This is a genomic window from Acinetobacter lwoffii (assembly GCF_024129855.1).
GTDB lineage: Bacteria > Pseudomonadota > Gammaproteobacteria > Pseudomonadales > Moraxellaceae > Acinetobacter > Acinetobacter lwoffii_L.
In genome coordinates this window covers 1-24,377 of sequence record NZ_JAMXXC010000027.1, presented here as the reverse complement: position 1 = coordinate 24,377, position 24,377 = coordinate 1, and the positions used below count along the sequence as shown (strand labels likewise).

Annotated in this window: 22 protein-coding genes; 15 read left to right on the top strand and 7 right to left on the bottom strand. The window is 44.1% G+C overall.

The annotated features are described in order from the left end of the window. Position 1 precedes the first annotated feature (1 nt). Complete coding sequence (locus NI465_RS14350; RefSeq protein ID WP_044112992.1) at positions 2 to 1,252, bottom strand: MgtC/SapB family protein; 1,251 nt, start codon at positions 1,250 to 1,252, stop codon at positions 2 to 4. A gap of 209 nt (positions 1,253 to 1,461) precedes the next feature. Between NI465_RS14350 and tfpB the strand changes: the two genes are divergently transcribed. The 4 genes from tfpB to NI465_RS14330 all read left to right on the top strand — a co-directional run bounded on the left by tfpB (position 1,462) and on the right by NI465_RS14330 (position 5,806). Continuing rightward, positions 1,462 to 3,219: a type IV pilus assembly ATPase TfpB gene (tfpB, locus tag NI465_RS14345; RefSeq protein ID WP_253145774.1), complete on the top strand. Its 1,758-nt coding sequence runs from the start codon at positions 1,462 to 1,464 to the stop codon at positions 3,217 to 3,219. A 93-nt stretch (positions 3,220 to 3,312) separates the two neighbouring features. Further along, a complete protein-coding gene (locus NI465_RS14340; protein ID WP_004645581.1) occupies positions 3,313 to 3,678 on the top strand; it encodes a NirD/YgiW/YdeI family stress tolerance protein in 366 nt (121 codons plus the stop codon). A gap of 135 nt (positions 3,679 to 3,813) precedes the next feature. Continuing rightward, positions 3,814 to 4,479 carry a response regulator transcription factor gene (locus tag NI465_RS14335; protein ID WP_005247444.1) on the top strand — a complete coding sequence of 222 codons (666 nt, stop codon included), beginning with the start codon at positions 3,814 to 3,816 and terminating at the stop codon, positions 4,477 to 4,479. 4 nt (positions 4,480 to 4,483) lie between these two features. After that, positions 4,484 to 5,806, top strand: a complete 1,323-nt coding sequence (locus NI465_RS14330; protein WP_253145773.1) for a sensor histidine kinase — start codon at positions 4,484 to 4,486, stop codon at positions 5,804 to 5,806. Positions 5,807 to 5,893: 87 nt separating this feature from the next. On the opposite strand, the gene hemP is transcribed toward NI465_RS14330, so the two are convergent. Further along, a complete protein-coding gene (hemP, locus tag NI465_RS14325) occupies positions 5,894 to 6,064 on the bottom strand; it encodes a hemin uptake protein HemP (protein WP_004645578.1) in 171 nt (56 codons plus the stop codon). A gap of 138 nt (positions 6,065 to 6,202) precedes the next feature. On the opposite strand from hemP, the gene NI465_RS14320 reads away from it, so the two are divergent. Continuing rightward, positions 6,203 to 7,102 carry an NUDIX domain-containing protein gene (locus NI465_RS14320; protein ID WP_004731618.1) on the top strand — a complete coding sequence of 300 codons (900 nt, stop codon included), beginning with the start codon at positions 6,203 to 6,205 and terminating at the stop codon, positions 7,100 to 7,102. 58 nt (positions 7,103 to 7,160) lie between these two features. Here NI465_RS14320 and NI465_RS14315 read toward each other — a convergent pair whose 3' ends face one another. Beyond that, positions 7,161 to 7,706, bottom strand: coding sequence for a tetratricopeptide repeat protein (locus NI465_RS14315; RefSeq protein ID WP_114541948.1), 546 nt, complete (start codon positions 7,704 to 7,706; stop codon positions 7,161 to 7,163). A gap of 14 nt (positions 7,707 to 7,720) precedes the next feature. After that, a complete protein-coding gene (gene mrcB, locus NI465_RS14310) occupies positions 7,721 to 10,111 on the bottom strand; it encodes a penicillin-binding protein 1B (protein WP_253145772.1) in 2,391 nt (796 codons plus the stop codon). Positions 10,112 to 10,302: 191 nt separating this feature from the next. On the opposite strand from mrcB, the gene NI465_RS14305 reads away from it, so the two are divergent. Together NI465_RS14305 and NI465_RS14300 are read left to right on the top strand one after the other, a co-directional pair. Beyond that, positions 10,303 to 11,241 carry an NAD(+) kinase gene (locus NI465_RS14305; RefSeq protein WP_004645573.1) on the top strand — a complete coding sequence of 313 codons (939 nt, stop codon included), beginning with the start codon at positions 10,303 to 10,305 and terminating at the stop codon, positions 11,239 to 11,241. Positions 11,242 to 11,244: 3 nt separating this feature from the next. Next, entirely contained in the window at positions 11,245 to 11,517 is a 273-nt protein-coding gene (locus tag NI465_RS14300; RefSeq protein WP_004278992.1) for a YeaC family protein, read from the top strand. An 82-nt stretch (positions 11,518 to 11,599) separates the two neighbouring features. Here the strand turns inward: NI465_RS14300 and NI465_RS14295 are convergent, their stop codons facing one another. Next, on the bottom strand, positions 11,600 to 12,601 hold the full coding sequence (locus NI465_RS14295; RefSeq protein WP_005106493.1) for a glycosyl transferase family protein: 1,002 nt from the start codon (positions 12,599 to 12,601) through the stop codon (positions 11,600 to 11,602). A 409-nt stretch (positions 12,602 to 13,010) separates the two neighbouring features. On the opposite strand from NI465_RS14295, the gene NI465_RS14290 reads away from it, so the two are divergent. Continuing rightward, the gene (locus tag NI465_RS14290; RefSeq protein ID WP_195725817.1) at positions 13,011 to 14,354 is read left to right on the top strand and encodes a dicarboxylate/amino acid:cation symporter; all 1,344 of its coding nucleotides are present in this window, start codon (positions 13,011 to 13,013) and stop codon (positions 14,352 to 14,354) included. A gap of 159 nt (positions 14,355 to 14,513) precedes the next feature. Then, positions 14,514 to 15,656: an acyl-CoA dehydrogenase family protein gene (locus NI465_RS14285; protein WP_114541957.1), complete on the top strand. Its 1,143-nt coding sequence runs from the start codon at positions 14,514 to 14,516 to the stop codon at positions 15,654 to 15,656. Between the two features lie 85 nt (positions 15,657 to 15,741). On the opposite strand, the gene NI465_RS14280 is transcribed toward NI465_RS14285, so the two are convergent. Beyond that, a complete protein-coding gene (locus NI465_RS14280; RefSeq protein ID WP_005106495.1) occupies positions 15,742 to 16,260 on the bottom strand; it encodes a DJ-1/PfpI family protein in 519 nt (172 codons plus the stop codon). A 488-nt stretch (positions 16,261 to 16,748) separates the two neighbouring features. Between NI465_RS14280 and pheA the strand changes: the two genes are divergently transcribed. From pheA to NI465_RS14255, 5 genes are all read left to right on the top strand, one after another. Beyond that, positions 16,749 to 17,858: a prephenate dehydratase gene (gene pheA, locus NI465_RS14275; protein WP_004278987.1), complete on the top strand. Its 1,110-nt coding sequence runs from the start codon at positions 16,749 to 16,751 to the stop codon at positions 17,856 to 17,858. 66 nt (positions 17,859 to 17,924) lie between these two features. Then, positions 17,925 to 19,016: a histidinol-phosphate transaminase gene (gene hisC, locus NI465_RS14270; protein WP_253145771.1), complete on the top strand. Its 1,092-nt coding sequence runs from the start codon at positions 17,925 to 17,927 to the stop codon at positions 19,014 to 19,016. Between the two features lie 3 nt (positions 19,017 to 19,019). Then, positions 19,020 to 21,266, top strand: coding sequence for a bifunctional prephenate dehydrogenase/3-phosphoshikimate 1-carboxyvinyltransferase (locus NI465_RS14265; protein ID WP_253145770.1), 2,247 nt, complete (start codon positions 19,020 to 19,022; stop codon positions 21,264 to 21,266). Between the two features lie 99 nt (positions 21,267 to 21,365). After that, complete coding sequence (locus tag NI465_RS14260) at positions 21,366 to 21,728, top strand: hypothetical protein (RefSeq protein WP_004278984.1); 363 nt, start codon at positions 21,366 to 21,368, stop codon at positions 21,726 to 21,728. After that, entirely contained in the window at positions 21,716 to 22,258 is a 543-nt protein-coding gene (locus NI465_RS14255) for a GNAT family N-acetyltransferase (RefSeq protein WP_004278982.1), read from the top strand. Before NI465_RS14260 ends, NI465_RS14255 begins: the two co-directional genes overlap by 13 nt. Before the next feature lie 32 nt (positions 22,259 to 22,290). Here NI465_RS14255 and NI465_RS14250 read toward each other — a convergent pair whose 3' ends face one another. Continuing rightward, on the bottom strand, positions 22,291 to 22,923 hold the full coding sequence (locus NI465_RS14250; RefSeq protein ID WP_044113003.1) for an alpha/beta hydrolase: 633 nt from the start codon (positions 22,921 to 22,923) through the stop codon (positions 22,291 to 22,293). Between the two features lie 123 nt (positions 22,924 to 23,046). Between NI465_RS14250 and yaaA the strand changes: the two genes are divergently transcribed. Then, positions 23,047 to 23,817, top strand: a complete 771-nt coding sequence (gene yaaA / locus NI465_RS14245; protein ID WP_253145768.1) for a peroxide stress protein YaaA — start codon at positions 23,047 to 23,049, stop codon at positions 23,815 to 23,817. The last annotated feature ends 560 nt before the right edge of the window (positions 23,818 to 24,377 follow it).

Below are 24,377 nucleotides of genomic sequence, written 5' to 3'. Positions count from 1 at the left end.
ATTATAGGTTCCACCACAAAACCCCAATCAACACCGCCATATGTAAAATCTGCACCGGTGCAAAATAAAGTACAAACTTCCAGCCACCGGTCAAAGCGGCATTGGCTGATTTGGCCAGGGCATGAGCACCCAGACCTAAAAGCAGGGCATAAATCAGACGCATATTGGAGGGATCACCTTGAACGACGACACTCGCCATCGCGGCATGAATCTCGAACAGAGAGGCGAGTAAGGTTCCGGCCAGTAAGCCGGCATCCCCGAGCCAGACCTCCAGTCCGTAAACTCCAGCCTGAATCAATGTTAATGTGACTGCAATAATCACAGCTTCTTTTAAGCTAAACATCTGGCTGTCTGATGATTCCATGCTCGGCGCAGGTTTTGCCTTGCGCAATAATAAAAACGCACAGGCTGCCAGAAGGATTACGGCAACTAAAGAGGGCAAAAGCAGGATTTTCAGCCAGCTCCATGATACCCCTCCAACCACAATCAATAGCAGCACAATAGTCGAGATACAGGACATCAGTGCGGCGCCGGCATTCGATCGTGCATCCATTTCACCTTTACGGACCTGTAAACCTAACTGAGCGATGGTCGCCGTACTGGAAACAAAACCGGAAGCAATGGAGGACAGCATCAGGGCATTTTTAGTCGAAAAAAAGCGTTTCGCAATATGCGCCAGAGCTTGTACCACTAAAATTAAGGTCAGTAATTTTAAAATAAGATAAGGGTTAAGCACTTCTCCCCAAAAAGGGCGATCAGGGGTCAGCGGCAAGCCAATCAAAATCAAGGCCAGTAATAATAGTCCATCCCTGAATTCGGCTTCTTTAATCCATTTCCCGGCAATATTGTGCATGGTATGTTTGGCCATCAAAATACCGGTTAAGAGCACAGAAAGACCGGCTGCCAGAGGAATATTCCACAAACACATGGCGCCAACAAAATAGGTCATCACAAATGCAAGCTCTGTGGTAATGCCCGGATCATCTGGTTGATTTTTTATGGATAAAATGACCATACCACCCACGATCAAAGCACCTATTACAGCAATCACGATTCCAAAAAGGAAACACAGTGCGCCCAATAAAGCACAGATCGCAAAGGAACGTAAGCCGGCAAAACTCGGTTGCTGCTCACGTTGTTTATGCCGTTCCCGCTCCAGACCAATCAATAGGCCGCAGCCCAATGCCGAGGTGAGTATCGTGAGCAGTTCATGAAAAGAATGCGCATGCAGGGGAACCGCAGTCAAATCCATCTGTGACCTCAGCAAGCTAAGAGTTGATTATTTAAAAATATATGTGATGAGATCAGGTTTGCATAGATCAAAAATGTTGCAGTAGTGATCAAATCCATTCTTTACTTTCTTTTTGAGATTGAAATAGAAACGTACATTCGATAGGTCGAGAGCATGCGAAAAACTGCAAAAACTTGTTATAGTGGAGGCAAGTTTGGGGACTGATAATAATGAAATTTGACTTTGAAATGGATACGGCATGGTGTCTAGACCAACTCTTTAAAGACGGTAAGATCAGTGAACGCGACCGGATGCTGGTACAAACCACTCATCGGCAACGTGAACAATTAAAATGGCACCCTTTACAGTGGATTGCCAATTTTAATCTGGTCGATCAGTCCCATCCTCAAACAACGCTGACCCTGAACCGTTTATGTCAGTGGCTGGCAGAAAAAACCGGATTGATGTTCTATATCATTGATCCGCTCAAAGCTGATGTACAGGCATTGACCCATGTCATGTCGCAGGAATATTCACTGCGCAACCGTATTCTGGCGGTAGAAATTCAGGCAGACAAAGTTCTGATTGCTACAGATCAGCCTTATAAAACTGAATGGATGTCGAATCTCGAGCAGAATATTGCACCAAAAAAAATACAACGGGTATTACTGAATCCAGAACAATTACAACGTTATATTACTGAATATTATCAGGTCAGTCGTGCAGTCAGTGGTTCACAAAAATCTTCCGCCTATGACCGGGAAAATAAGGGCGTCGAAGCCTTGCTACAGCTGGGTGACTCACAGAATCCGGATGCCAATGACCAGCATATTGTCAAACTGGTAGACTGGGTGTTGCAATTTGCCTTTGAGCAGGGCGCCAGTGATATTCACATGGAACCGCGTAAAGATACGGGTAAGATTCGTTTCCGGATTGATGGCGTACTGCATACGATTTACAACATGCCCGCCAATACATTGACCGCCGTCATTTCCCGGATCAAGATTCTGGGCCGGATGAACGTCGCGGAAAAACGTAAACCACAGGATGGCCGCCTGAAAACCCGTACACCAAAAGGACAGGAAACCGAATTGCGTTTGTCGACCTTGCCAACGGCATTCGGTGAAAAACTGGTGATGCGTATTTTCGATCCGGAAGTGCTGGTGAGAAGCTTCCAGCAACTCGGTTTTGAAGGTCATCTGCTCAATGACTGGAACAATCTGACCAGTCACAGTCACGGCATTATTCTGGTGACCGGTCCGACTGGTTCCGGTAAAACTACTACGCTTTATTCAACCTTGAAACAGCTGGCGACTGAACAGGTCAACGTCTGTACCATTGAAGACCCGATCGAGATGCTGGAACCTAGCTTTAACCAGATGCAGGTCAATAATGGTATCGATCTTGGTTTTGCTGACGGCGTGCGTGCATTGATGCGTCAGGACCCGGACATTATCATGGTCGGGGAAATTCGTGATCAGGATACTGCCAATATGGCGATTCAGGCAGCATTGACTGGTCATCTGGTTCTCTCAACTTTACATACCAATGATGCGCCGTCGAGTCTGACCCGTCTGCATGATCTGGGCGTACAGCCATTTTTGACAGCAGCAACCATCTTGGGTGTTCTGGCTCAACGTCTGGTGCGTAAACTCTGCCCACATTGCAAGCAGGAAAGCTTCCTGAATGAACAGGAATGGCAGCATCTGGCAGCCGATTATCCTTTGCCGCGACCGGAATTTGTCTTTAAGGCGGTGGGCTGCGAAGAATGCCGGCATACCGGCTATAAAGGCCGTATTGGGATTTATGAGTTTATGCCACTGAGTTTGACCACTAAACAGCTGATTGGTGCCGATGCTAATCTGAACCAGCTGCGTCAGCAGGCGAAAAAAGAAGGGGTAGAGCCGCTCAGAATTGCCGGGGCGCGCAAGATTCTGGAAGGTGTCACTACGCTTGAAGAAGTCCTGAGAGTCGCACCCTTAAATTAATTTTGAAAATGAAGTAATCTTAAGGTTCAATTCATCTTCGGCTGTTTTAATAGCATCATCGAAACAAGGCAAGACTTTAAAGAGGTAATTGCGATGAAAATGATGATAAATACGGTTTTGGCAGCTGCATTGATGGGTTCTATCGCGACGGCTACGATAGCAAGTAGCGACACTGCTGTGAATCAGGCTGCTTTTGCTAAATCGACCACAGTCAAACAGGCACTGGCCATGAAAGATGACAGTAAGGTTCAGCTTAAAGGTTATGTCGTGAAAGCGGTCGGTGATGAAAAATACCAGTTCCGAGACAGCACAGGAACTATTACTGTTGAGATTGATGATGAACTTTGGCAAGGCAAACCGATTTCAGCCAAAACACCGGTAATCATCACAGGTGAAATCGACATTGATTATAAACCGGCAAAACGTGTTGAAATTGAGGTTGATCAGGTTCGTTTCTAATATCGCCTGATTTGCTGAAATCAATTTGAACACAGCGACAAAAAACCACATGCAAGTTACCAAAAAGCATGTGGTTTTTTTGAGTCTGGAACTTTTTCAAGGCAAGATAGAACAAGGAAGCAAACGGAGCAGAATATGCGTATTCTTTTGGCGGAAGATGATCAGTCTCAGGCAGACAGTATCCAGACTTGGCTGGAAATGGACGGTTATGTGATTGATCGGGTAGAGCGTGGTGATCATGCGATCCTAGCGATTGAGCAGCATAAATATGACTGTATTCTGCTGGATCGTGGCCTGCCGAATGCCACTGGAGATGACATTCTGAAAATTTTGCGCAGCCAACATCAAGATACGCCGGTGATTTTTATTACGGCCAAAGACAGTATTGATGACCGGGTTGAAGGTCTGGATTTAGGCGCGAATGATTATCTGGTCAAACCTTTTAGTCTGGAAGAACTTTCGGCCCGAGTTCGTGCCCAACTCAGACAGAAGCAGAAAATACCGAATCATATCCTGCACTGGCAGGATCTCAGTCTGGACACTCAAGCCAAAACCCTGACTAAAGAAGGTCAAGCTATGAATCTGACTGCGAAGGAATTTCAGATTTTATACAAGCTGATGCAGCAGCCTGAACATATTGTCACCCGTGAACAGCTGGAAGAATCGCTGTACGCCTGGGGCGATGAAATTGAAAGTAATGCCATTGAAGTATTTATCTATCAGCTGCGTAAAAAAATTGGCAGCCAGATGATCAAGACCATTCGTGGCTTGGGCTATCGTATGCATAAGGCTGAGGCTTAACCCCATGTCGGCTGCTATTTCCCTGCAAACCCGGCTGATCAAACATGCACTGTTTAGTTCCATCTTGGCTGGAGTATTGGCCTGGCTGCTGTTATTGGGAATTTCCAGTTATCAGGCCAGTCAGTTGCATGATGAATTAATGGAGCAAATTTCTGAGTTACTGCTTGGCGATGTTACCCAGGCCAAAGACGCCCAAGTCGATGAACTCAGTGAACAGTTTGATATCCAGTATGCCTTGTTGCTGGATCAACAGGTACTGACTACTTCGATTGATGATGAATTAATTAATACCATTCCAAAAGCACAGAACAACGGCTTTCAGTTTGCTTATGAAAATGGTCATTTTATCCGGATACTGACTGCGGAAGATGACGACCTTCAGGTCAAAATCGTACAGCCACTTTCAGTACGTTTCGATGAACTCTGGCAAACTACTTTGGGCTTTGCCGGGATCTTATTGATTTTATGGCTAGTGCAATGGCTGATTTTGCGTGTTGCGATCAGACGCCAGTTACGGCCATTAAACAAGATTTCCCGGGCGATTGGTTCCAAAACTGCTCAGGATCTAAGCCCTCTCAAAACGCCTGATCCTGAAATCACTGAACTGCAACCGATTATTCGTCAGTTGAATGCCATGCTCGGCCGGCTGGAAAAGTCACTGGCTGCCGAACAGCGTTTTACTGCAGATGCTTCACATGAGCTGCGTTCTCCACTGTCTGCAATTCAAATGCGTCTACAGGTTTTAAAACGCAAATATCAAGGTGATGCACAGCTCCCTCAAGCATTGCAGCTGATTCAAAATGATGTCAACCGCGGTACGCAGGTGCTGGAAAATTTACTCTTGCTGGCACGACTCGATCCGGAGCGCACAGAGCAATTACCAACGCAAACGATTAATCTTAAAAATCTGGTTCAGGAGGCTTTGCAGGCATTGCAGCCTTTTGCAGAAGAAAAAGACATTCATTGGAATCTAAACCTTGAGGATGCTGTGATCGAAGCGAATCCAGAACTGATTTTTAGTTGTATTCGCAATCTGGTCGACAATGCGATCCGTTATACGCCGCAACAGGGACAGGTCGAGATCCGAACAGTTATTGAGCAGAAACAGATACAGTTGCTGATTGAAAATTCAGGAGAGGGGATTACTGATGATGTGCTGGAACGTTTGGGTGAACGTTTTTATCGTGCTTTGGGTACGCGAACTCAGGGTTCAGGTTTAGGCCTATCCATTTGCCAGAAAATTATGGCACTGCATGTAGCTAAAATTGATTATGCGCCGTCGGACTTGGGTGGACTTAAAGTGTCATTGAGTTTTAAGCCTGAATAGCAAATCTCATGATCAGAAGATTAAAAAGCAGTATGCGCTGATTCATACTGCTGCTTCCCACGTTTGTTATTATTAGAACTGATTTAATTATTTGGTCAGAATAAGACGGTTATTGCGGGTCAGACGCAAGCGGTATTCTTCGCCGGCATGCATGATCCGGATTTCACGACCCAGTGCAAAAAGATTGTTGGAGTGCAGCATTGGCAAGGCATGGTGAGTATCATTGTTACGGGTAAATAGGCTAAATGGGGCGTTCATTCCGTCGACTCCGTGGTGTGTTTTGGATTGATTTAAATGATAATCATTATCGAATATGTCTGTCAACGAAATATTGAGCAATTTATAAAAAACTCTAATTTGCTTACAATCTGTAAAACTTTAACGGTTCTGTACATCATGACTAAAGCTACGATTCATGTCGCAATTGCGCTTTTATTTTATCAAAATCAGGTTCTCGTCGGCTGGCGTGAGGCCAAGCAGCATCAGGGCAATAAATATGAATTTCCAGGCGGAAAAGTTGAACAGGGCGAATTACCAGTCGAAGCCTGCCGCCGCGAAGTGATTGAAGAGGTCGGGGTTGATATCGAACGCTGGCATGCTTCTGATTTTATTTCTCATGAATATGAAGATCTCATCGTCAATTTGCATATTTTTCATGCTTCAGTACAGCCTACTCAACTGGCTGAAATCAAACAGCCTTGGCGCTGGTACAGCCGGGAAGAACTTGGTCAGCTGAATTTCCCGAAAGCCAATCAGTCCATGATTCAAAAGCTGCAATGGCCGCAGCGCATCAAGATTGCTGAAGATCTGGATATCTTATCAAGTCTGGATACAGATCAAATGTTATATTGGCGTTTAGAAGCGACGCCTGAACGGATCATGCAATTACACCAATATCCGGTAGATCAGCTCTCCAGGTTAATCATTAATCAGCAGCTTTGGTCACAACTGAATGAATTGCAGCAGCAGACGATTCGCACGATTCATCTAAAACAGAATCAACTAATGAACTTGAAACAAGGTGAATTGAAATCTGGCTATCGTTATCTGGCAGCCTGTCATGACCTGAGTGCTTTAATGCATGCAGAACAGATCGGTTGTGAAGCAGCCTTGCTGAGTCCGGTACTGGCGACCGCAACGCATCCGGACACGCCTGCACTAGGCTGGGAGCAATTCAAGCAAATGGCAGAGCAGGTACAGATTCCGGTTTTTGCTTTGGGTGGAATGAAGGCTGATGAGCTTGAGTATGCAAAAAGCCAGCACGCTTATGGCATTGCCGGCATTCGCTATATTTAAACACTTTATTTATAAAATAAACTTTCTATTAGTAAGTAAGTTTCTATGGGAAATTATCTTAAAGCTTTTTCAGTGCCTGTTGAGCTTGCTGAATCGCTTTGGCATTTTTCCGCAACTGAGCAGATTTAAGGCGCACTTGCCAAAGCTGCTTTTTCATGGCACTAGATTGTGCATAACTCAGGCCACGTAAGGCAAAAGCATCGGCGCTTGCTGGCTGATTTTTACGGTTGGCGATCATGCCTAAGTATAAATAGGTTTCCGGTGCTTGAGGGGCCAGTCGCTGTGCCTGAGTTGCAGAAGCTTCAGCTTGAGCGAACTGCTGCTTGGTATAGGCCTGCTGGGTTTGCTGCATCAGACTCTTAAAAGCCGGCAGATTACGGCCATCATCAAACTTTTGGCTTTTCGGCTTTTGCTCAGGAATGACAATTTTCTGACGTTTGATGTCAGGACGGTCATAAGGCGTAATCACGACGCCGTCTGGCGTTTTTGCCTTAGGTTTTTCCGTCGCAGGCTTGGCAGGGCTAACTGGCTTTTCTGGCTCAGAGATACTTTGGCAGCCCACCAGACTGAGGATGAGCAAACCAGGGAGGATTTTTCTTAACATAAACATAGACTCAATTAATGGCTATAACTTCCACTGGCGATAATACGGGTTTCGCTCTCAAGATCGCGTTCTATTTCTGTTTCACTTTCTTGTATGTAGCGACTCATATCATCCTGTTCAGCATCAGATGGCGCAGGTTCTGAATCAATATCATAAGGTTCCGTCGCATAGTGCGAGATGCCGCAGGCAGTCGCCTGATTTGGCAGGGCATGACGCGAAATCGGGATATACATGGCGCCTTCACAGCCTTGTGCAGACAATAAACCAGTATAACGATCCAGCCAATGCCATTCGATTTCATTCGGCTGTGGCAGATTCACCGGTTTCTGGCGCAACTGTTTCATGACATTGGTCCAAACGGGCAGGGCACCTGAAGAACCGGTTAAGCCAGTGACTTTGTTGTCATCCAGACCGAGCCAAACCACGGTCATATAATTACCTGAGTATCCGGCAAACCATGAGTCACGGCTGTCATTCGTAGTACCGGACTTACCAGCAAGATTCAGACTGCGTGGCAAGCTGTTATAGGCTGCACGACCTGTACCATTCGACATGACCTGTTGTAAGCCATAATTCAGGGCATAAGCAGAAGCCGGATCAATGGTCGGTTGCACACTCAGGCTATAACGATCCAGAGATCGACCGTTGGCATCCACCACAGAGCGAATCGCTTTGGTTGGGTATTTAAAGCCGCCTGTAGCAAAGTTGCCGTAAATATTCATTACTTCCATCGGGGACATATCTACCGCACCCAAGTAAATCGATGGATAAGATGGAATATCTGAGGTCACACCAAATTTTTTCAGATGATTAATAAAGGTGGACAGACCAAATTCTTGTGCTAAACGCACAGTGGACAGGTTATAAGATTGCGATAAGGCTTGTGACATTGGAATGACACCATGTCCGCGACCACTATAGTTTTTCAGCGTCCAGGTTTTGCCATCACTCTTGATGCTGATTTCACTGTCTTCAATTGGGCTTGCCCAGTGATAACGGTTCGATTCCAGGGCACTCAGGTAGATCACCGGTTTTAGCAGGGAACCGACTTGACGCTTGGCATCGACTGCACGGTTAAAGCCGGTAAAATCTTGAGTAGAACCTACTGCGGCCACCAGCTCACCATTTTCCGGATGCGATACCAATACCGCACCCTGTAAATCTTTCAGGCGACCCGGATTGGATTTGCTTAAACGCGCCACCGTCTCTTTAAAGCTGTCCTGAATTCTGGTTTGGGCCAAAGGATCTAAAGTAGTGAAAATTCGCAGACCCTGATTGGTCAGATCGGTTTCCTGATAATCTGTGCGTAATTGACGACGTACAATATCCAGAAAATCCGGGAAGCGGGCAGGGCCTAAAGTCGGTTTTGAAATGACATTTAACGGACGTGCGGTTTCTTTTTCATATTGTTCCTGAGTCAGATAGCCCATCACCAGCATATTATTCAGGACGATATCACGGCGTTTTTTCGCACTTTCAGGATTGCGCCATGGATTGTATAGACTCGGGCCTTGGACTAAACCCACCAAAAATGCTTGCTGGGAAATATTCAGTTCACGCAGTGGCAGGCCAAAATAAAACTGCGATGCCAGACCATAACCATTAATGGAGTAGTTACCATTCTGGCCGAGATTTACCTCATTCAGATAAGCTTCTAGAATTTCATTCTTGTCATAATGCAATTCAATCAGCATCGCCATAAAGGCTTCATTCACTTTACGTTTTAAGGTGCGCTCAGGGGTTAAATAGAAATTTTTGACCAGCTGCTGGGTCAAGGTTGAGCCACCCTGACGTTTACCACCGGTAATATTGCTGACTACGGCACGTGCAATACCACGCGGTGAAACCCCATGATGCTCATAGAACTTACGGTCTTCGGTCGCGATCAGCGCTTCGATCAAGGGCTTAGGCACTTTATTTAGCTTGATCAGCACACGGTCTTCGTTATGCTGCGGATAAATCCCACCAATTAATAAAGGTTCTAAACGCGCAATCCCGCTTGAAGACGGTTTGGTTGCGCTGACTTCTGCAATCTGTTCACCGCTGAAACTGACTTTTAATATTTGCTCCGGTTCAACCCGGTCACCAAAATCAAAGCCGCGTGTATGCACATACAGGGTATTACCCGTGGTGACAAAGCTGCCTGATTTGGTATAACTATCCGAATTTTTATAACCGAGTAATTTTAATTCTTGTTGGAAATCCTGCAGACTGACTGGGGCATTCACGTACACTTCCATCGGACGTGCGAAGACCTTGGCCGGAATATCCCAGCGCTGACCTTCAAACTTGTCGCGTACAATATTGTCTAATCTAATCAAATAGATACTAAATGCTACAAAGATAGAAATGACAATAATAGAAAAAATTAAGGCAAGAAACCCCATGCCACGTTCAGATTTCATAAATACTTATAAGATCCTGTGAAATTGTGCTAATCATGCGAAGCTTTTCATTATTTTGCAATATTTAATCAAGAAATGCGCTTAAAATTAAAATGAAACCCCACAATTTCTCCTTAATTCGAATATATTTCAAATAATTTCCTACCTATGAAGCACTGTTATAAATTGTCATCCAGGTATAGCTTAATGTTATGATAAGCAGGATTCGTAGCGGAGCGACGACACTGGTGCAAATTTCCCATAAGACCTTTCGAAATATCGGGTTAATAGGACGTCCTGATAAATCGTCGGTGGTTGAAACCTTATGCCTTATTCACGATCATCTTCTCAATTTAGGCCTACACCCAGTTTTTGATGCAGCGACAGCTGAACTTGTTCCCTATCAAAATACCCAAACCGTCAGTCGTGCCTTATTGGGTGAGGTGGTGGATCTGGTGATTGTCGTGGGCGGTGACGGCTCGCTATTACATGCAGCACGCGCCTTGGTCAAGTACAATACCCCGGTGATCGGGGTTAACCGTGGTCGTCTGGGTTTTTTAACGGATATCAAGCCGACTGAAGTGATATTCAAGCTGGATCAGGTATTAAAGGGTGACTTTCAGACTGAGCGACGCTTTTTACTCGAAGTCGAAATTCGCTCCAAAGGTGAAGTGATTTACGATGCCATTGCTCTAAATGATGTGGTGCTACATTCAGGGAAATCGGTACATATGATCGATTTTGAACTGAATATTGATGGACAATATGTCTATCGTCAGCACAGCGATGGCCTGATAGTCTCTACGCCGACTGGTTCTACGGCTTATGCGCTTTCTGGTGGTGGCCCGATTGTACATCCAAGTATGGATGCGATTGCCTTGGTACCGATGCATCCGCATACCTTGTCTTCACGCCCGATTGTGGTCGGTGGACATAGTGAAATTAAATTACTGATTCGTGAAAATCGCGTACTGCCGATGGTTAGTGCGGATGGACAACACAGTGTGTCTTTGAATGTGGGTGATAGCGTCCATATTCGCAAGCATCCCTTTAAACTGAATCTTCTGCATCCACCGGGTTATGACTTTTATAATGCCTGTCGAACCAAACTGGGGTGGAATCAGGACTTTGATTATTTTAAGCAGGATTAAATCATGAATATTGAACAAATGCTTGCCGTACTCAATCCTGAGATTGTTGAACGCCTAAGAACAGCAGTCGAAATTGGAAAGTGGCCAAACGGTGTAGCCTTGACACCAGAACAACGTCAGACCTGTATGCAGGCAGTGTATGCCTGGGAAATGAAAAACCTGCCTGAAAATGAGCGCAGCGGTTATATCGATCGCGGTACTAAAGAAGAGGGTGAAGAGTGTGATGATGATCATCACAAGAATGAACCTGAATTCAAGCCGATTCGTTTTGTTTAAGGCTTAATTCCCAGCCAATAGCAATACAATTAAAAAAAGCATTGTTCATTCACTGAACAATGCTTTTTTCTTTTGCACAAGATTAAACCGTGTGGCGATTCGCCCATAAGATTTTGGCTTTTTGCATCGCAGCTTCAAAGCTGTCACACACGCCCATGGTATATAGCGCAATGCCCATAGTTTCTATCACTGCAATCTCGCCATAATCATGGCTTTGCTGACCGTCCCAGACAGCCTTAAATAGCGCCAGATCCAGTTCTTCTTCAATTGGACTGCGGTTGTCAGTGAGCTTTGGCAATTCATGCTCATAGAGCAGGCCATCTTTAATGCCACAGATGAGCGTTTTGGCATCCGGATTACGCTCGAATTCGCCCCCTTCACCTTTAATCACGGCACTATTTTTATAGCCCAAGCGGAAAGCTGCTTGCTGATGCGAACCACGATATGCTGGATGGAAAATGGCTTGCAGGGTCGCTTTGGCATTAAAGGGATTGATCAGACGCGCCAGGGTATGAATTGGGGAGCGTAAGCCCATGACATTACGCAGCGCAATCAAGTCTGCAAGAATCGGAGAAATTACTTCTAACGGTATGTAAGCAAAATGCTGTTGTAGAAGTTGCTGTTCAACCTCGGCATCATTTTGACAGATTGGATAGCCTAAGTAAGTCAGCACCTGTTCGGTGTAAACGCGGTTCATGGTATGGCCCGAGGCACCATGCATCACAATATTATAACCATGCTTGGCCAGTGTCAGGGCTGCCAGAATAAACCATGGATAATGCTTGCGCTTGCCCGCATATGAAGACCAGTCCAGATCGACATCCAGTTTTTTGAAACTCAGCTGGTCACGTGTCGCCTGTACAAAACCGGCCAACTCATCTACAGATTCTTCCTTGACCCGCAATAACATCAAGAATGCACCTAACTGCACATCCAGCACTTCATTTTTCAAAATCATACTGAAGGCTTGATAGGCTTCATCATAGCAGAGAGAGCGGGCGCCATTTTTCCCTTTACCCACAATGCGTACATATTGGGCAAAGGGATGTTCGAAATCTTTATAAATATTTCTTTTGGTATTCATAACTTTTTACAGCTTGCAGAAAATATTAATGTCAAGGGAGAGGGTGAAAATCCATAAACATTTCAGTATACGTAAAACAATCAGTTAAATCTGATTATCGACTAATGTCTAATCTATTCTGGTTAAAACATAAACAAGCGCATAATAAGTTATGCACATTTAGTCTGAATATTCGGTAAAATTTAGGCAATTTTTAGAGTCTGTTTAATTTTTCTTAATCTCTTTCTCCCATTTAATACTTTGGTCTGATACTTGAGTGTCAGATTCAATGCATGGCTGATTATCATTTTTGAACATTCTCTTGAGCCTTTTGAGACTTGATCCGGTTCATCCTGAGAAGGGATGAAGAGGTCAGTATATTTCTCAAAATGGTCTTTCTTATTTTTGATATCGTTCAAGTAGATTTATTATGGCGAAACAACCAATTTATAAGTCACTGTATTTTCAAGTGATTGTGGCCATTATCGCAGGTATTCTGGTCGGGCATTTTTCGCCTAGTGGTACGCAAATTATCAATGGCGTAGAACAGCATGTCCCTGGCTTGGGCGAACAGCTTAAACCGCTTGGTGATGCATTTATCCGTCTGATTAAAATGATTATCGCACCTGTAATTTTCTGTACCGTAGTGAGCGGTATTGCAGGTATGGAAAGCATGAAATCAGTCGGTAAAACTGGTGGTGTGGCTTTACTTTACTTCGAGATCGTATCCACGATTGCTTTGGTCATCGGTCTGGTCGTGATTAACATCGTCAAGCCTGGTGTGGGCATGAACGTTGATCCTGCTTCACTGGATACTAGTGGCATCAGTAAATATGTTGCTTCAGGTGAGTCACAATCGACTATCGACTTCCTGATGAACATTATTCCAAATACGGTTGTGGGCGCATTTGCGGAAGGCGAAATCCTGCAGGTTCTATTGTTCGCGATCATCTTTGGTTTTGCACTGCATAAGCTCGGTGATCAAGGCAAGCCAGTCCTGAAACTCATCGACCAGATTTCACATGTGTTTTTCAACATCGTGAACATGGTGATGAAACTTGCTCCAATTGGTGCATTTGGTGCAATGGCGTTTACAATTGGTAAATATGGTATTGGTTCTCTTGCTCAGCTGGCACAGTTGATCATTTGTTTCTATGTTACCTGCGTACTGTTTATTTTCATCGTATTGGGCTCAATTGCGCGTTTCGCAGGGTTCAGCATCATGAAGATGATCCGCCTGATTCGCGAAGAACTTCTGATTGTACTGGGGACGTCATCTTCAGAATCAGTACTGCCACGTATGTTGAAGAAACTGGAACTTGCCGGTGCAGAGAAGTCGGTGGTAGGTCTGGTGATTCCAACTGGTTATTCATTTAACCTGGATGGTACGTCGATTTACTTGACGATGGCTGCAATCTTTATTGCGCAAGCAACCAATACGCAACTTGACTTGTCTCATCAAATTACCCTGCTTCTGGTACTTCTGATCTCATCTAAGGGTGCGGCAGGCGTGACTGGTTCAGGCTTTATTGTGATGGCGGCAACTTTGGCTGCTGTAGGGAATATTCCTGTTGCAGGTCTGGCATTGATTCTCGGTATCGATCGTTTCATGTCTGAAGCTCGTGCCTTGACCAATCTGGTCGGTAACTCTTTGGCGACTTTAGTGGTTGCGAAATGGGTGGGCCAGTTAGATATGGACAAGCTGAACTATGCTTTAGCAAATCCTGCAGAAATTGACGAAAAAATGGCACAAGAAGGCAATAACGCTCACTAATTTTGAGTCTGTCTTTCATGTCTAAAAGGGAAGCTTCGGCTTCCCTTTTTTATTGACTGTGAAGTTAGTAAAAAGATGAATGCCGGCACATGACAGGGAGCAGGAAAGTCGATAGTCTGTGAAAAGGAAACTAAAATGATAAACAACAAGGACAATAGAATGCTTGCCTACGATGCCGATCTAGAATTATTCCGCGATAATTTTAAACGCTTTATGAACGAACATGTCGCACCGTACTACGACCAGTGGGAACGTGAAGGTCTGATGCCGCGTTCAGTCTGGAATGCACTCGGTGAAAATGGCTTCTTGTGTGTCGATGTTCCAGAAGAATATGGTGGCTATGGGGTGCCGACCGATTATTCCTTGATGCTGATCGAAGAATCTGCACGTGCCGGATACAGTGCTATCGCCACAGGTCTGTCTTGTCATTCCGATATTGCAGCACCGTATATCCTGCATATTGGTACTGAAGAACAGAAAAAATACTGGTTACCAAAAATGGTCACCGGTGAAGTGGTCGGTGCGATTGGCATGACCGAGCCAGGTGCAGGTTCAGATTTGCAAGCCATGCGTACTAGTGCCATCTTGCAGGATGAATATTATCTGTTAAATGGCTCAAAAACCTTCATTTCCAATGGTCAGCATGCTGACTTGGTGGTGCTTGCGGTCAAAACCGATCCTCAAGCCCGAGCTAAAGGCGTTTCATTGCTGCTGGTCGATACCCATCTGGAAGGCTTTAAAAAAGGCACTAATCTGGACAAGATTGGTCTGCATGCTCAGGATACGTCTGAACTGTTCTTCGACAATGTCAAAGTGCCAAAGGATCAATTACTGGGTCAGCCGGGACAGGGATTTGCTTACTTAATGCAGGAATTGCCGCGTGAGCGTACCGCCATTGCTGCCACCGCTCTAGGCGCCATTCGTGGATCTATTGATGTGACCACACAATATGTGAAAGAGCGTCAGGCTTTTGGTCAGGCGATCGGTCAATTCCAGAATACTCGTTTTGTGTTGGCGCAAGCGAAAATTGATGAATTGGCAACTGCAGCATTTTATAACCAGAATCTTGAGCTTTATATGCAAGGGAAGCTGGATGTAGAAACTGCAGCGGCATTGAAAAGTTTTTCTACCGATATGCAGATGAAAATCGCGGACAATCTCCTGCAATTATTTGGGGGTTATGGCTATATGACTGAATATCCAATTTCACGTTTCTTCGTTGATGCGCGGATTCAGCGGATTTATGGTGGTACTAATGAAATCATGAAAGAGATAGTGGCACGTGGTCTGTTAGGACGTTAATAGCTCACTCATAAAAAAAGAGTCCCGAAGGACTCTTTTTTATAGGGGGAGAACATAGCCAAGATGGGAAATATTTTTTAAGACTTTATGATTTTAAGACATCCAAACATTCATGAATAAAAATGGGTAAATCATTGGGTAGACGCGATGAAATCAACTGATTATTGTCATTCACCAGTTCTGCATCATAATACGTTCCACCGGCACGTTGGACGCGACTGGCATGCGCGCGAATACTGGTAATAATTCGATTTTTCAGCACATCTGCTTCACACAGTAATAATGATGCATCACATAAACTAAAGATGGTTTTCTTGGCTTGATTAAAAGCCTGGATAAATTGCAGCACCCGCATATCGGTAGATAAAGAAACTGCAGATTCACCGCCAGGAATCAGCAAGGCATCAAAATCATCAATACTGATTTGTTCGATGTCCCGGTCAATCGTCACTGCAGAACAGCCATGCAGACCATAGACCACTTTTCCTGCATTAAACTCAATATTACAGATGCTATGCTTTGCTTCCAGCAAGGCTGCAACGGGTTCAAGATATTCCTGATCTTCAAAATTATTCGTCAAAAGTACAGCTATTCTTTTTGGCATGACTGACACCCAAACGCTTGTTTTAAGTTAGACTATCTATGATTGGTTAAAAAATCGTCTCTGCTTTGTAATTGAGTAGTGATTTAATGTAAAAAAATAAGTGAAATCAAAGAGAAGTCGATAAAAATGGGATTGCAGAGTGTGCATTTTATTGTGAAATCTATCTTAGATATGAATGGTTCAAAAATGACGTTTGAAAAGCAATTATTTTAATTTTCTTATGTTTAAAACCGCTATATAGATTAAGAAATAGTGATATTTCATCTTCCTTAAAATCAGTTAATATGGACAGGCAAAGTTTACAATTTAATAATGTAAATCAAGCAGAAAAGCTGAAGTAAATGTTACCAGATATGACTAAAAGCGATAAACGGTTAAAATCAACTGTATGTTTTTAAGACTTAATCTACCAATGTCATATTGCGTAACCTTTGAAAGCTCACTATTGTTATACTGAACAGATAAGGTTTATGAAGGGCGACAGAACAATGATCAACGACGATCAAAACACCACGACTTCTCTTGATTTGGTAAAAATTCGTGAAGATATCGATTCTGTTGATCAGCAAATTCAGCAATTGATTAACCGTCGGGCACGTTTGGCTGAAGCTGTGGCAAAAGCAAAGTTTGCCTCAGAAGAGAATCCGCTGTTTTACCGTCCAGAACGTGAAGCTCAGGTTTTGCGTAATGTCATGGAACGTAATGAAGGGCCATTGTCTGATACCACCATGGCACGTCTGTTCCGTGAAATCATGTCGGCCTGTCTGGCACTCGAAGCTCCGCAAAGCATTGCTTTCCTTGGACCAGTCGGGACTTATACCCATTCTGCGGTACTCAAGCACTTTGGTCATGATGCTGTGGTTCGTCCTTTACCGACCATTGATGAAGTTTTCCGTGACGTGGAAGCAGGCAGTGCCCATTATGGTCTGGTGCCGGTAGAAAATTCCTCTGAAGGCGTGGTCAACCATACTTTGGACTGTTTTAAAACATCGAACCTGAATGTGATTGGCGAAGTTGAATTACCGATTCACCATCAGTTCCTGATTTCTGAAAATACCCGTAAAGACAGCATCAAACAGATTTATGCGCATCAGCAGACTTTGGCACAATGCCGTAAGTGGCTGGATGCTCATTATCCAGGTGTGGAACGTGTCGCTTTAAGTTCCAATGCGGAAGCAGCACGCCGTATTCGTAATGAATGGCATTCTGCTGCAATTGCTTCTGAAATTGCCGCGAGTATCTATGACCTCGAAATCATGCATAGCAATATCGAGGACAATCCGGAAAATACCACACGCTTCCTGGTGATTGGTCGTGAAAAAGTGCCGCAAAGTGGTAATGACAAGACTTCATTACTAATCTCAGCGCATGATCGTGCCGGAGCTTTGCTGGAAATTCTGGCGCCGTTTGCCAAGCACAATATCAGCCTGACCAGTATTGAAACCCGGCCTGCACTTCCTGAAAAATGGGCTTATGTGTTCTTCATTGATCTTGAAGGCCATATTGAGCAGGAACACGTGAAAGCAGCCATTGAAGAAATTCGTCCTTTGGTTAAAGAAGTTCGCGTGCTCGGTTCATATCCTGCAGCTGTACTTTAAGTCAGCTATACGTGGTCAGGGCGAGGGTGCTGACCACTGTTTTATACCTAAAATTGGAAGTCTAAAATGTCGTTTGTTCCAGCCAATTCAGGCATCTCAAAATTAAAGCCATATCAACCGGGTAAGCCGATCAGTGAACTTGAGCGCGAGTTGGGGCTTACCGATATCGTCAAACTGGCTTCAAATGAAAATCCGCTGGGTTGTTCAGATAAAGTCAAAGAAGCGGTCGCTGCGGAAATTTCTGAAATTGGCCGTTATCCGGATGGTGGTGGTTTTATCCTGAAAGATCAGATCAAGGCCCAGTTTGGTTTTAATCACGATCAGATTACCTTGGGGAATGGTTCAAACGACTTACTGGAAATGTTTGCCCGCGCATTCGTTTCAGAAAATGATTCGGTGGTGTATAGCCAGCATGCTTTTGCAGTTTATGCATTGGTGACTCAAGCCATTAATGCACAAGCGATTGAAGTGCCAGCTAAAGGCTTTTCGCATGACTTGGAAGCAATGGCGGCTGCAATTCAAGACAATACCAAACTCGTCTTCATTGCAAACCCGAATAATCCAACAGGAACCTGGTTTGAAGAAGCTGAATTTGAAGCGTTCATGCAAAAAGTTCCTGCCAATGTCATCGTGGTTCTGGATGAAGCCTATGTGGAATATTTCCCGGAAAACTTCAACAGCTTGAAATTCCTCGCGCAATATCCAAACCTGATCGTTAGCCGTACTTTGTCGAAGTGCTATGGTTTGGCTGCACTACGTGTTGGTTTTGCTCTGGCTTCAGTAGAAGTGACGGATTATCTCAATCGTATTCGTCAGCCATTTAATGTCAACCATCTTGCGATGGTGGCTGCGGTGGCTGCACTGAAAGATGAAGATTTTATCGCGCGTTCTCGTGAAGTGAATAAAGCCGGTATGGCGCAACTTGAAGCTGGTTTTAAGGCTTTGGGTCTTAACTATGTGCCTTCACGTGCCAACTTTATCTTGGTGGATGTGCAGGCTGACCCATCAGCAACCTTTAATGGTTTACTCAAACAAGGGGTAATTGTGCGTCCGGTTGGTATTTCTAATCACATTCGTGTATCGATTGGTACTGAAACAGAAAATGCGAAATTCTTGAGCGCATTGGCTAAAGTACTCGGTTTAGAGGCAAAAGCTTAAACCATGTCGCAGCCACTGTTTGAAAAAGTTGCATTTATCGGGCTTGGACTGATTGGTTCAAGTCTGGCGCGTGTCATTCGAGCCGAGCATTTGGCCAATGACATCGTTGCATCGACACGTTCACAAAAGACTTTGGAAGATGCTAAATCTCTTGGCCTGATTTCCGAAGGCTATGCCGATCCTGTAGAGGCGGTCAAAGGTGCTGATCTGGTAGTGCTTGCATTGCCGGTACGTGCCACGCAAAAGGTGTTGGAAGCCATTCAGCCTTATTTATCTCCCAATACCATTATTACTGATGTTGGTAGTACCAAAGGTAATGTGGTCGATGCAGCGAAAGCGGTTTTTGGCGATGAACTGCCTGAAGGTTTTGTACCGGGCCATCCGATTGCAGGTGCAGAACATACTGGTGTACATGCAGGAAAAGTCGATTTATTTGCCAATCATAAGGTGATTTTGACGCCACTGCCAAGTAGTGCAGGCTGGGCCGTCGATAAACTGATTCAGCTGTGGCAAGCGGCGAAAGCCGAAGTGATTTGTATGGATGTCGACAAGCACGATGAAGTGCTAGCGCATACCAGTCACCTTCCGCATCTTATGGCCTTTAACCTGGTTGAGCAACTGGCCAAGCGTGAAGACAATTTAGATATATTTCGTTATGCTGCCGGTGGCTTCCGGGATTTCTCGCGAATTGCCGCCAGCGATCCACAAATGTGGCATGACATCTTTTTTGCCAACAAAAAAGCAGTTCTGAATGCTGTTGATGGCTTTGAACAGCAGCTCGCGATTATTCGCAAATTGATTGAAGATGAAGATTCCCACGCATTGATGGGCTTATTGGGTCATGCGCAGGCAGCTCGCCAGCATTTCAACCATATGCTCGCCAAGAAACCTTTCATGGAGAAAAATAAAGTGACACAACAATTTACCATTCAGCCGGGTGCCAAGAAATTTCAGGGTAAATTTACCGTGCCAGGTGACAAATCTGTGTCACATCGCTCGATCATGTTTGGTGCGATTGCAGAAGGTACCACGCATGTGACCGGCTTTCTAGAAGGTGAAGATGCTTTAGCGACACTGCAAGCTTTCCGTGATATGGGTGTGAGCATTGAAGGCCCTAAAAATGGTGAAGTGACCATTCATGGTGTTGGCATGCATGGCTTAAAAGCGCCCCAGTCTGCCATTTATATGGGCAACTCAGGCACTTCAATGCGTTTGCTGTCCGGTATGCTGGCAGCGCAAAAATTTGATTCAGTCATGACTGGCGACGCATCTTTATCCAAACGTCCAATGGAGCGTATTGCCAAGCCTTTACGTGAAATGGGCGCGCAAATTCAGACCACGGGTGAACGCGGTACACCCCCTGTATCCATTACCGGCAATCAAAACCTCAAAGGGATTCAGTACGATTTGCCAATGGCTTCTGCTCAGGTGAAATCAGGAATTTTACTTGCAGGTCTATGGGCGGAAGGTGAAACTTCGGTAACTGAACCTGAACCAACCCGCGATCATACTGAACGTATGTTGCGTGCATTCGGTTATGAAGTGAAAACCGAAGGTAATCGAATTTCACTGCAAGGTGGCGGAAAGCTGGTTGGAACCAATATTCAGGTGCCTTCAGATATTTCTTCTGCTGCTTTCTTTATGGTCGGTGCGGCCATTACTGAAAACTCGGATGTGACCCTTGAAGCAGTTGGCATTAACCCGACCCGTACTGGTGTGGTCGAAATCCTCAAGCAAATGGGTGCGGACATTACAGTTGAAAACGAGCGTATTGCGGGCGGTGAACCGATTGCAGATATTCGTATTCGTGGTACACGTACCTTAAAAGGTATTCATATGCCGGAAGATCAGGTGCCATTGGCAATTGATGAATTCCCGGCGTTATTCATTGCAGCTGCATGTGCTGAAGGTCAGACGATTCTGACCGGCGCTGCCGAGCTTCGCGTGAAGGAATCGGATCGTATTCAGGTCATGGCAGATGGTCTTCAAACCATGGGCATCGACTGTACCCCAACGGACGATGGCATCATCATTGAAGGTAAGGGTAAGTCCGGTGACTGGTTGCCAATCTTTACGGGTGGTGAAATTGAATCGCATCACGATCACCGTATCGCGATGAGTTTTTCGATTGCCGGTTTGCGTAATTCGGAGCAGATCAAGATTGTCGGAACCGAAACGGTCGCAACCAGTTTCCCGACCTTCACAGAATTGACCTCAATCGCAGGACTGCCAATTCAAGTATCAGAATAATTTTTAAAATTATGTGAAACAGCCAAGCTTTTGCTTGGCTGTTTTGTTTATATTGCTTATGCTAAACCCATATAAGAAAAAAGCCATTTGGAAGTAGCGATGCGAAAATTAAAATTCATGGCCAATACCCAGAGCCAAACACCACGGGATGGTCAAGAAACCCAGGAATATGTAGCACATTTACTTGCCGAAAAATTAGGTAAATACGGTTTTCAGACCTTAAGCCAAAGTGGTGCTCAGGTTGCCGTCAGCGTAGAAGAACATGCGCTGCCTTTATCAGTGAGTTGCGAAACCAGAGATGAACAAGGGCATCTGGTCTGTGAGATTGCCTCATATCCTGAAGAAGAACAGGACTGGCTGGATCGTATCACCGAAAGAAGTTTGCTTAATCAGCTTGCACAGGCAGTGGAAACCTCTCTAAAAGAGCAGGAACGCTTTAGCGAGTTTGAATGGAAGAGCTAATTCAACAGACTCAATCAGCTTTGCCTACACTGCAAAGTAAACGCTTGATCCTGAATTGTTTTAAATCAGCCGATGCCAAAGAAACTTATGCTTCAATTACGCCGAGTTTGACACGTTTTATGGCGTGGGACCCACCACAATCTGAACAGGGATTTGCAACAGTCTGGCAAAATTGGCTGGAAAATATGACTGATTATAAAGAATATGTATTTGTGATCCGTCATATTGAAACACAAGAATTTATTGGGCTATGTGGTTTGCATCGACTTCATGATGAAATACCTGAAGTCGGTATTTGGATTCGCGAAACTGCACATGGTCATCATTATGGACATGAGGTAGTGCATTGTGTTGTGGCTTATGCTTTCAATACATTAGGGATTCAAGTTTTAAGCTACCCGGTAGCAGAAGAAAACTGGGCTAGCCGTAAAATTGCAGAACGCTTGGGCGGAAAAATTATCCGCTACATCGATAAGCCTAAATATCGGGCTGTGATGTATGAAATTTTTGCAGAAGATTTTGTCTTTTAATAAAAAACCCATCATCTGATGGGTTTTTTTATTTAGCCAAGCGCTAAGTACCGGGTCATTGCGATCCGCAATTGCTTTAAATAGCCGGTAAAGAAATGGTTGGCACCAGGTAATACGGTCACTAAATGGCGTTGTGGCTTTGCCCATTCAATCATATCTGAGAGCAAAGTCACTTCATCGGCTTCACCATGAATGAACAAGATGTCGCCTTTAATTGCAGGCGTAACATAATGGCGAATACCAGCCACTGTTGCAGTTGGCAGACCGCATAAAATGGTTTGCTTTGGTTGCAGTTCTACGGGTAAGGCTGCATAGCTTTTTGCCATGACATGCGCACCAAAACTAAAACCGCCTGCATAAAAAGGCAGGGCAATATGCTGGTTGCGAGCGAACCGAATGACTTCTAATACATCATCCGTTTCACCGAAGCCCTCGTCGTGTATACCTGCACTTTGACCAGAACCACGGAAACTTGGACGATACACAATACAGCCACGTTCCAGATACATTTGTGCCAGTAAAACCGGAACCTTATGTTGTGGTGTACCGCCTTGCAATGGATGGGGGTGACAAACTACCGCGAATCCTTTCACTTCACCCTGAGGATAATCCACAAAAACTTCAATCTGACCCGCAGGCCCTTGAAGAAAAATTTGCTCGGGCATATAAAAACCGATGATTAACAGGAGAATCGTGCATTTTAACGATTATGATGAATAAAAACATGAATTGGAATTAAAATAAGCAGACTGATATAGTTTGATTAATCATTTTTTGACCAGGTTGCCATGCTCGCTTTAATTTCTCCAGCCAAAACTCTCGATTACGATACTCCATTACCGACTGACCAATTTACTCAAGCGAGATTATTAGAACATTCACAGGACTTGATCAACGTTTGTCGAACACTTTCTGCAACAGAAATTTCCAGCTTAATGAGTGTTAGTGAAAAAATTGCCACTTTAAATACCGCACGTTTTAATGACTGGCAACCGGATTTTAATTTAGCCAATGCCCGTCAGGCGATTTTTGCATTTAAAGGCGATGTCTATACAGGTCTGGATGCCTATAGTTTAAAACATGAAGATCTGCACTATGCACAAGACCGTTTACGCATGTTGTCTGGATTATATGGACTCTTACGTCCTTTGGATCTAATGATGCCGTACCGTCTGGAAATGGGAACCAAGTTAGCCAATTCCCGCGGGCATAACCTATATGACTTCTGGGCGCATCACATTACTGATCTGATTAATCAGGATCTAGCAGCAGCAAATTCTGAAATCCTGGTGAATATTGCCTCTGATGAATATTACAAATCAGTCAACGAGCGCAAAATTCAGGCAGACATTATCAAGCCGCTATTTCTGGATCAGAAAAATGGTAAATATAAAGTGATTAGTTTCTATGCCAAAAAAGCACGCGGTCTCATGGCGCGTTTTATGATTGAAAATAAAATTGATTGTGTCGAAGAGTTGAAAGCTTTTAATAGCGATGGCTATTATTTCGATGCAGACAGTTCACTTAAGGGAGAACTGGTGTTCAAACGTGATGAATAACTGAGTGCATAAATGAGATGATTCCCAGTATTCAGCATGAGGATATATATGCCGGATATTGGGATGTCGTTATTATGGTTAGGTTCTTGAACTATGTACATGCATGTGATGTGAGTAGGGAATAATAGACAGCATCATGACAACTATAAAATCTGTAATTCTTGAATATCAGGTAGAGCTTCAAGGTAATTAAAAATAAAAAATATCGCTAAACATCTTGAAATCCCTAGCAAAATCTCCCTTATTTAGATCATTTTATTCTAAAAATTAAAGTTGAGCATTCTTGGAAAAGGCCGATAAAATAAATCGAAATAATTTCTATTGAATAGGTTAGATTTCATTTATCTCCATATCTTAATTTTAAATAAACTTCTTTTAGGTGGTTTAAAAAATATATTAAATTCAATTATTTAGTTTTTTTTAAAAGGATTTTTAATAGGATCGATTTTTTGAAAAAAGAATTATAAATTAGGGTCTGTTGACATTTACTGTTCATAATTAACCCTATAAAGGTAGCCATAAAAATATACAGGCTAAAGCAACAGAACTTTGATAATTTC